This is a genomic window from Candidatus Cloacimonadota bacterium, from assembly GCA_011372345.1.
GTDB lineage: Bacteria > Cloacimonadota > Cloacimonadia > Cloacimonadales > TCS61 > DRTC01.
In genome coordinates this window covers 1-7,648 of the sequence record DRTC01000601.1, presented here as the reverse complement: position 1 = coordinate 7,648, position 7,648 = coordinate 1, and the positions used below count along the sequence as shown (strand labels likewise).

At 37.4% G+C, this 7,648-nt stretch carries 8 protein-coding genes; all 8 read right to left on the bottom strand.

The genetic code is table 11. The features are described from left to right. Nucleotides 1-72: 72 nt before the first annotated feature. Nucleotides 73-924, bottom strand: a complete 852-nt coding sequence (locus ENL20_11505; protein ID HHE39179.1) for a 2-phosphosulfolactate phosphatase — start codon at nucleotides 922-924, stop codon at nucleotides 73-75. Further along, on the bottom strand, nucleotides 887-2,128 hold the full coding sequence (locus ENL20_11500) for a 3-ketoacyl-CoA thiolase (protein ID HHE39178.1): 1,242 nt from the start codon (nucleotides 2,126-2,128) through the stop codon (nucleotides 887-889). The genes ENL20_11505 and ENL20_11500 overlap by 38 nt, the downstream gene beginning before the upstream one ends. A 10-nt stretch (nucleotides 2,129-2,138) precedes the next feature. Continuing rightward, the gene (locus ENL20_11495) at nucleotides 2,139-3,476 is read right to left on the bottom strand and encodes a 3-hydroxyacyl-CoA dehydrogenase family protein (protein HHE39177.1); all 1,338 of its coding nucleotides are present in this window, start codon (nucleotides 3,474-3,476) and stop codon (nucleotides 2,139-2,141) included. 152 nt (nucleotides 3,477-3,628) lie between these two features. Next, nucleotides 3,629-4,408: a crotonase gene (locus tag ENL20_11490; GenBank protein ID HHE39176.1), complete on the bottom strand. Its 780-nt coding sequence runs from the start codon at nucleotides 4,406-4,408 to the stop codon at nucleotides 3,629-3,631. A 17-nt stretch (nucleotides 4,409-4,425) separates the two neighbouring features. Continuing rightward, nucleotides 4,426-4,917 (bottom strand): acetyl-CoA carboxylase biotin carboxyl carrier protein subunit, encoded by a 492-nt coding sequence (locus ENL20_11485; protein HHE39175.1) that lies wholly within the window; start codon nucleotides 4,915-4,917, stop codon nucleotides 4,426-4,428. A gap of 142 nt (nucleotides 4,918-5,059) precedes the next feature. Continuing rightward, on the bottom strand, nucleotides 5,060-6,562 hold the full coding sequence (gene accC, locus ENL20_11480) for an acetyl-CoA carboxylase biotin carboxylase subunit (protein ID HHE39174.1): 1,503 nt from the start codon (nucleotides 6,560-6,562) through the stop codon (nucleotides 5,060-5,062). Between the two features lie 90 nt (nucleotides 6,563-6,652). Next, entirely contained in the window at nucleotides 6,653-7,441 is a 789-nt protein-coding gene (locus ENL20_11475) for an enoyl-CoA hydratase/isomerase family protein (GenBank protein ID HHE39173.1), read from the bottom strand. A 52-nt stretch (nucleotides 7,442-7,493) separates the two neighbouring features. Continuing rightward, on the bottom strand, nucleotides 7,494-7,648 hold a 155-nt coding region (locus ENL20_11470), incomplete at its 5' end, for an XRE family transcriptional regulator (protein ID HHE39172.1).

The window sequence follows — 7,648 nt, the reverse complement described above, 5'->3', positions numbered from 1 at the left end:
CTTCATTTCAAATCCTTGAAATTTTATTTGAACAATTCTTTTTTTTAAGATGTAAATGTCAAATATTAGATTTTAGTTTGTAGATTTCAGTTTGCCAAAGTCTGAAACTTTTTTAAATCGAGTCCTATTATTATATTTCCTTTTCAAAATAGGAATTATACTAAATTTATCTAGCATTATTGAAAATTCAACATCTTTTCGAAATCCCAATTCAGATAACTTTTTGGCATGATGGGAATCTAAAACACAATTCTCAATATCCTTTTTTGAAACTAAATTTAGTGCTTTTAAAATACTTCTATCCAAAAAGATGTTTTCATATTTAGAAAGGATCAAGGCAGAAGCTCCTGCAAAAGCATAATCTTCATCATTTGAAGTTGCTTCCGAAGCGGCTAAAACAAAGCAGATATCGAGTGTGTTTTCTAACGCAAATTCAAAAGCATATTTTGTGATAACATTAAGATTTAGGAACGAACCGATTAAAATCAAAGGTGATATCTTTGATGAAGAAAGTGTTTTTGGAAAATTGGTGGAAGAAAAGACAATGGTTTTATCTCTGACTTTTTCTTCTGAAATTTCTACAGGAGAATTTCCAAGATCAAAGTTTCTGATCTTAACACAATTTCTTTCACCCATTAGCAAGGCATTATTTTCTGATGCCAATTCAAAAGCTGTATGAATTTCCGTGGTGGGGATAATTGCTTTTGCTCCATAAAATAAAGCAGTTGTAATTGTTGAAGTTGCTCGCAGAATATCGACTAAAATTGCTATTTCTCTTTTTGTTGTCGAATTTTTTCGATTTGCTTCGATCAGTCTGATTTTCATTTGAAAAAAAACAATGGGACTATTTTGAATTATAGTCCCATTTATTATCGCATTTTGCTGTTTATTTTTTGAAAACCATGTCAACGACTGTTTTATCATTTCCACCCATACTTGACATCATTCCAAAAGGTTTGTCAGAACTTATCTCAACTTGGCAATCACCTGATTTTCCGGATAGTTGTTTCACGATATCGCAAGCTTGTCGAACTCCTGTTGCTCCGGTTGGATGTCCGTAACCGACCAAACCTCCGGTGGTATTGGTAGGAATAATTCCATCTAATTTTGTATTTCCGTCTTTGACGAAATCCGCTCCTTCTCCATATCCGACCAAACCTGCTGCTTCGACTGCCATCAATCCGGCAATTGTAAAGCAATCATGAACTTCCAGAACTCCGATATCTGAGGGTTTGATACCTGCTCGCTCTTGAGCCCTTTTGGCTGCGATTTCACAGGTTGAGAGCTTTGTCTTGTCTGGTGGAGGAGTTGTCAGATTATCCTGAACTTGAGCATAAGAAATAACTTCGACTGCATCTTTTTTATCGATCCCGATTTTCTTCAGACCTTCTTCCGAAGCGAAAATAATCGCAGCTCCACCATCAGATACTTTCGAGCAATCAAAAACATTTATAAATTCGCAGAATGCTTTTGGATTTGGTTTTGTCATTCCTGTTCCGAAAAGATCGGAATTTTTATTATGATATTCCTGTGATTCGGGATTTTTACGAGCATTTTCAACAGCATTTACATACCATTGTGCCATTCCTTCTCGAATTTTGTCATGCCCGAATTTTTCAAAGCAAGCTCCAGCTCTTTGTGAGAATTGATCCGGGAAAAAGTAAGCATGTCCGTCTTTTCTTTCTCCCGCAATCCAACCTGCTGCTGCCAGGTAATCCGCTCCGTAAATAGCTTTTACGGAATTTTGAACTTCGACTCCGATACATAAAACTACATCAGCCAAATCTGCCAGAATAGTTTTGATCGAAGTTGTTAAAGCCAATCCACCCGAATCGCAAGCTCCTTCAACTCTGGTACAAGGTTTGTATTGAAAGGTGGGATGAACATACGGAAAGAAACCACCCAGATTTCCCTGTTTGCAAAATCGAGCAGCAATGAAATTACCGATCACACCTTCGTCGATATTTTCCGGATTCTGAATTTGAGCGATGGAACCGAGTCCTGCTTCTTTAATATAATGTTCAAGTCCGGGACGAGGTTTTTTGGGATGAAATTCTTTTCTGCCTGTTCCCAAAGCAACAGTATAATATGGTGCGCATGCATATATTTTTTTTCTAAAATAATTCATCATTTCTCCTTTATATGAAATTATTTATCGGACCGTAAAGCCAGAAGAATCCGTTCATCAATACTTCATTAACTTCTTTTTCTGATTCTGCGACTCCGTCTTTGACCAGGTTCTCACCGATTTCTTTGGTTGCTTTCAGGAAATCGAGTGCTAAATTTGAACCGTAAGTATTTATCTCTTTCAGATGATCGAAATGGTTTCCGAGTTTTTCCATTTTCTGAGCATCCATCAATAATGCTCTCCATGGTGTAAATTTCTCTCCTGATGGATTGATCTTCTTATCGATCTCTGCTCTCCAGTCCTCATCGAACATGTGATATTTGCCTTCCTCGATGTTATAAACTCCAGCTGGACGATTTTTCTCATATTTGATGAAACCATCTTTTTGAGAACCATTCGGATTTTGTCCACCTGCGATTTTCTTATCCATAAATCGATTGAGCATGTCGCTGTTCAAGTGTTCGAGTTTAAGATGAGTTCTCATAACTCTTAGTAATGATTGGAAGACATCGAGTCCGACATAATCGATGAGTTGGAAGATTCCCATCGGACGCACCAGGAAATCCTGCGAAATCTTGTTCATAATATAAAGTGCACCGTGATAGCCGTATTCATCCTTGAGTTCTTCCACTTTGTTCATCGCATAAAGTCCGTCGCGGCTGAAATGTCCATTCCCGATAAATCCGGAAATATCTGCAGCCGGAACTAATTTTTTACGCAGTCTTTTCCCGAATTCCATTCCAATTTCTTTCAATTCATCGGTTGTGTCATCTGCATAAATGATTTCCACCAATTTCTGAATTACAGGTGGATTATAAAAATGATAACCGACTATCCTGCCATCGAGTCCAGCTTCTTTATCTAAAAATGAAATTGGAATACTGGAAGTATTGGTTAGAAAGAGAGTATCATCCGAACAGATTTCTTTAAGTTGCTTTAAGACCTTGATCTTGATCTCTTCATTTTCAAATATTGCTTCAAAAACCAGGTGGGAATTTTTTGCAATATTCGGATCTGTTGTGAAATTGATAAGTGCATAAGTGTCATCAACAAAGGCGTTTATGATCTCTCCGTTTTCAATCAGATCTTTTCTGTCAGCATAAATCGCTCGTAACGAGACAGTTGCTTTTTCTGCAGCTTTGAGAAGTTGAGCCTTCATATAGCTGCGAAGTCCGTCCAATGCTTTTTCAGTAATATCCACTAAATTCAATCTGAATATCCTCTCTTTGTATTCAGGTTTCAGTTTCAGTTTGGACATTTCCTGGGCAACGAGAACCGCGATCCCGCTTCCCATTTTTCCCGCTGCACCGATCACTGTTACATTTTGTAACCTTTCGTCTAAATTCATTTTTTCTCCTTTTTATAATAAATTTCTAAAATGCTAAAATTCCTAAAAAGTCGAATAGAAAAGTTTATGTACATTTTTTTTGAATTTAATGATTTTGATATTTTGATTTTTTTTAGCATTTTAGTTATTTAGCATTTTAGTTATTTAGCATTTTAGTTATTTGTCCATTTCGGTTTCCTTTTTTCCAGAAAAGCCGTCATACCTTCTTTAGCCTCCTCGGTTGAGAAGAGCATACTGAACGCTTCCATTTCATAAGAAATTGCTGTTGTCAGGTTGGAATCGATCCCGCGATTGATCACGGTTTTGGAAACTTTAACGGCTCTAGGTCCTACTGCAATTATTTTCTTTGCCAGATTTTCAGCTGCTTCCATTAAAGCTTCCGGACTGACGACTTGATTCACCAAACCGATCCTCAAGGCTTCATTAGCATCGATAATATCACCGGTAAAGATCAGTTCTTTTGCTTTTCCGATTCCGACTAATCTGGGAAGTCTTTGCGAACCGGCGTGTCCGGGAATAATCCCGAGTTTAACTTCCGGTTGCCCGAGTTTTGCTTTTTCGGAAGCGATCCTGATATCGCATGCCATCGCGATTTCACAACCCGAACCGAGAGCAAAACCGTTGATTGCTGCGATCACAGGTTTTTCCATATTTTCCATAAAAGCCAGAACTCGCTGACCGATCTGACTGTATTCACGGGCATCAAGAGAACTCATTTTTGATAATCGTGAAATATCCGAACCGGCAACAAACGATTTTCCTTCTCCAGTCAAAATTATCACCAGAATTTCTGCGCTTTTGTTGAAATCCAACAACGCTTTTTCCACTTCCAGAACTGTCTCAATATTCACGGCATTGAGAACTTCCGGTCGGTTGAATTTGATGTAACCGATCTTCTCTTTTTGTTCAACAATTAAGTATTTGTAATCCATATTTTCCTCCGTTTATTTTATTCTAATTCTACTATTACTTGAAGAGCATCCACCTGTTCACCTTCCTTCCCATTAATGCTTTTAATGATCCCATCGCGGGGAGCAGGAAGCTCATTCTGCATTTTCATCGCTTCTACGATAGCAAGGGTGTCTCCGGATTTGACTTTGTCCCCAACAGCAACCGGAATTTTTACGAGTAATCCGGGCATTGGAGAAACAATACTATCACCTTTTTGTTGCTTTCCGGATTTCGATTTTGAAGAGACATCTCTTTCGAGTTGGAGAGTATAGTTCTCTCCATCTATAGAAAGGAATATCTGTTCTTTTTCAGCTGCGTAAAAGATGTTATAAGTCTTTCCTTTATGTTTGAATGAAACCAGGTTTGATTCAATTTCTACTTTTGAAATATTGTATTCCTGATTATCATCGATCTGAAATTTATAAAACTCATCTCTTTCTTCAAAATTGACTTTATGAGTTTTTTCCAAAAAGTTAAACTTTTGTTCCATATTTATTCCTTTTCATATCATTGAAATAAAATGAAATCACTGAAATAAACTGAATATATTGAATAATTTTTTTCATTATTCTGTTTTCAGTTTTCCTCAATTCATTCAGTCTATCTCAATGAATCATTTCAATGAATTTCATCTAACTCGATGAACAGATTTCCCAATGACCCAATTCCTGCCAGGGAGTAGTTTTTGTAGAAAATTGTGTAACTTGAACTTCTTTCTTCTTCTTAACTGCAAGTTTGCTTGTTAGGGAACCTGCAATCAAGGCAAGATCAAGATTTTCGTGCATCGGAAGCAGGATTTTTTCATTGTTATCAATAAAATGTGTATCGAAATTTCCTGCGATAAATTTTTCATTTTTTATGATCCTGCTCAAATAAGCAATGTTGGTTTTAATACCGAGAATGATATAATCCTTTAGAGTTTCCACAATTCTTTTGATCGTTATCTCGCGGTTTTCCGACCAGACAATTAATTTGGAAAGAATAGGATCATAATGTGGGGGAACATTCCAGCCTGTAAAAATACCTGAATCGACGCGAATTCCCGGACCTTGCGGTTCGGATAAAAAATGGATCTTTCCTGGAGACGGCACAAAATTATTATCCGGATCTTCCGCGTAAATTCGAGTCTCGATCGCGTGTCCGTTCTGTTTGATCTGTTCCTGTGAAAGTTGGAGTTTCTCTCCTGCTGCGATCAAAATCTGCTGTCTGACCAGATCGACTCCTGTTACCATTTCAGTGATCGGATGTTCGACCTGAATTCGAGCGTTGACTTCCAGAAAATAGAAATTCTTATTCTTATCAAAAAGAAATTCGACAGTGCCAGCGGTTGTATATCCGGATGCATCGATCACTTTTTTTGCTGCTTCTCCCATTTGCTGCCGTTTCTCATCTGTCAAAGCAGGAGAAGGAGTTTCCTCGATTATTTTCTGATGCCTTCTCTGAATTGAACATTCCCGTTCGAAAAGATGAACACAATTCCCGAAATTATCCCGTAAAACCTGAAACTCGATATGACGCGGTTGTACGATATATTTTTCCAGGTAAATGGAATCGTCACCAAACGAACTCAAGGCTTCCCGTTGACTGATAGCAATACTTTTTTCGATGTCTTTTTCATGATAGACAACTCGCATTCCTTTCCCACCGCCGCCCATCGATGCTTTGATCATCACCGGGTAACCGACTTCTTTCGCTGCAGCTTTGAATTTGTCCAAATCCGTGCTCGTCATTTCCATACCTGGAATGATGGGAACACCAACTTTTTTTACAGTATTTCGCGACGCAACTTTATCAGCCACGAGATTTAGAGTTTTAGAACTCGGTCCGATAAAAATAATTCCAGCATCTTCGCAGGCTTTAGCAAAAATTTCATTTTCTGCTAAAAAACCATATCCGGGATGGATCGCTTCCGAATTTGTTTTGCGAGCTGCATCCAAAATCGCTTCAATATTCAAATAACTGGAAATTGCAGGAGAATCACCAATCCAAACCGTCTCATCCATAAAACGAAGATGAAGCGATTTCTTATCGATTTCGGAGTAAACTCCAACGGTTGAAATCCCCATTTCTTTACACGCTTTTGCAACTCTGATCGCGATTTCACCACGATTTGCTATTAATACTTTTTTGAACATATATTTTCCCTAACTGCGAATGAACGCTAATAAACGCAAATTCTTGTTTTATTTATTTTCGCGTGTTTCGTGTATTTCGCGGTTTCCTTTTTATTCTATCCAATCTGGTTTCCTTTTTTCAAAAAAGGCATTCATTCCTTCCTGACCTTCGTCTGAAATTCGCATTTTGGAGATAACATCTGCGGTAAAATCTCCAGCTTCTATTAAATCCATTTCAGGAACTTTACTCAACAAGTCTTTGCACATTCCAATCGCTTCCGGTCCGCTGGTGATAAGTTGTTTGGTGATTTTTCCTGTAAATACATCCATTTCTTCGAGGGGAACTACAAAGTTTATGAGTCCTGATTTGCAGGCTTTATCTGCTGATAATCTTTCTCCGGTCAGGAAGAATTCCCGGCAACGACCTTCCCCGCATTTTTTCACAACATAAGGAGAAATACATGCCGGAACAAGCCCCAGTTTAACTTCACTGAAACTGAATTTTGCTTTTTCAGCAGCGATTGCAATATCACAAACAGCCACCAATCCGGTTCCACCGCCGATCGCTGCTCCATTCACGAGACAGATCGTCGGTTTTTTAATAGAATACATTTTGAAGAACATTTTGGAAAGAGCAAGCGAATCCTCCAGATTTTCCTCATAAGAAAAATCCTTCATTTTCTTCATCCATTTCAGATCTGCTCCGGCACAAAATGATTTTCCATTTCCTGTCAGGATAATTACTCGAACATCATCATTATCCTTTAAATCTTCAAAAACTTCCGTTAGTTCGGAAATCATTGTATCGTTGAAAGCATTATGGATTTCAGGACGGTTCAAAGTTATGTATGCGATTTTGTCTTTTTTTTTGAGTTGGATTGTTTTAAAATTCTTATTCATATTATTCCTTTATATTCATGATGAAATTATTTATTTTTTTATATTTTAATTATTATTTAATCGCAAATTCGATCTTCTTTTTCATAGTTTTAGCTATTTTTTCAAGAGTTTTCAAAGTTGGATTACATTTTCTCGGATTTTCCAATTTTTGATAAGCCTGATATGAAATTCCTAATTTTTTTGCAATTTCAATTTGTGACTTATTTG

What these genes read in the sequence shown, in the direction of transcription:
- accC (HHE39174.1), bottom strand. Translation starts at nt 6,562, where the DNA reads ATGTTCAAAAAAGTATTAATAGCAAATCGTGGTGAAATCGCGATCAGA.
- ENL20_11505 (HHE39179.1), bottom strand. Translation starts at nt 924, where the DNA reads ATGATAAAACAGTCGTTGACATGGTTTTCAAAAAATAAACAGCAAAAT.
- ENL20_11495 (HHE39177.1), bottom strand. Translation starts at nt 3,476, where the DNA reads ATGAATTTAGACGAAAGGTTACAAAATGTAACAGTGATCGGTGCAGCG.
- ENL20_11490 (HHE39176.1), bottom strand. Translation starts at nt 4,408, where the DNA reads ATGGATTACAAATACTTAATTGTTGAACAAAAAGAGAAGATCGGTTAC.
- ENL20_11485 (HHE39175.1), bottom strand. Translation starts at nt 4,917, where the DNA reads ATGGAACAAAAGTTTAACTTTTTGGAAAAAACTCATAAAGTCAATTTT.
- ENL20_11475 (HHE39173.1), bottom strand. Translation starts at nt 7,441, where the DNA reads ATGAATAAGAATTTTAAAACAATCCAACTCAAAAAAAAAGACAAAATC.
- ENL20_11500 (HHE39178.1), bottom strand. Translation starts at nt 2,128, where the DNA reads ATGAATTATTTTAGAAAAAAAATATATGCATGCGCACCATATTATACT.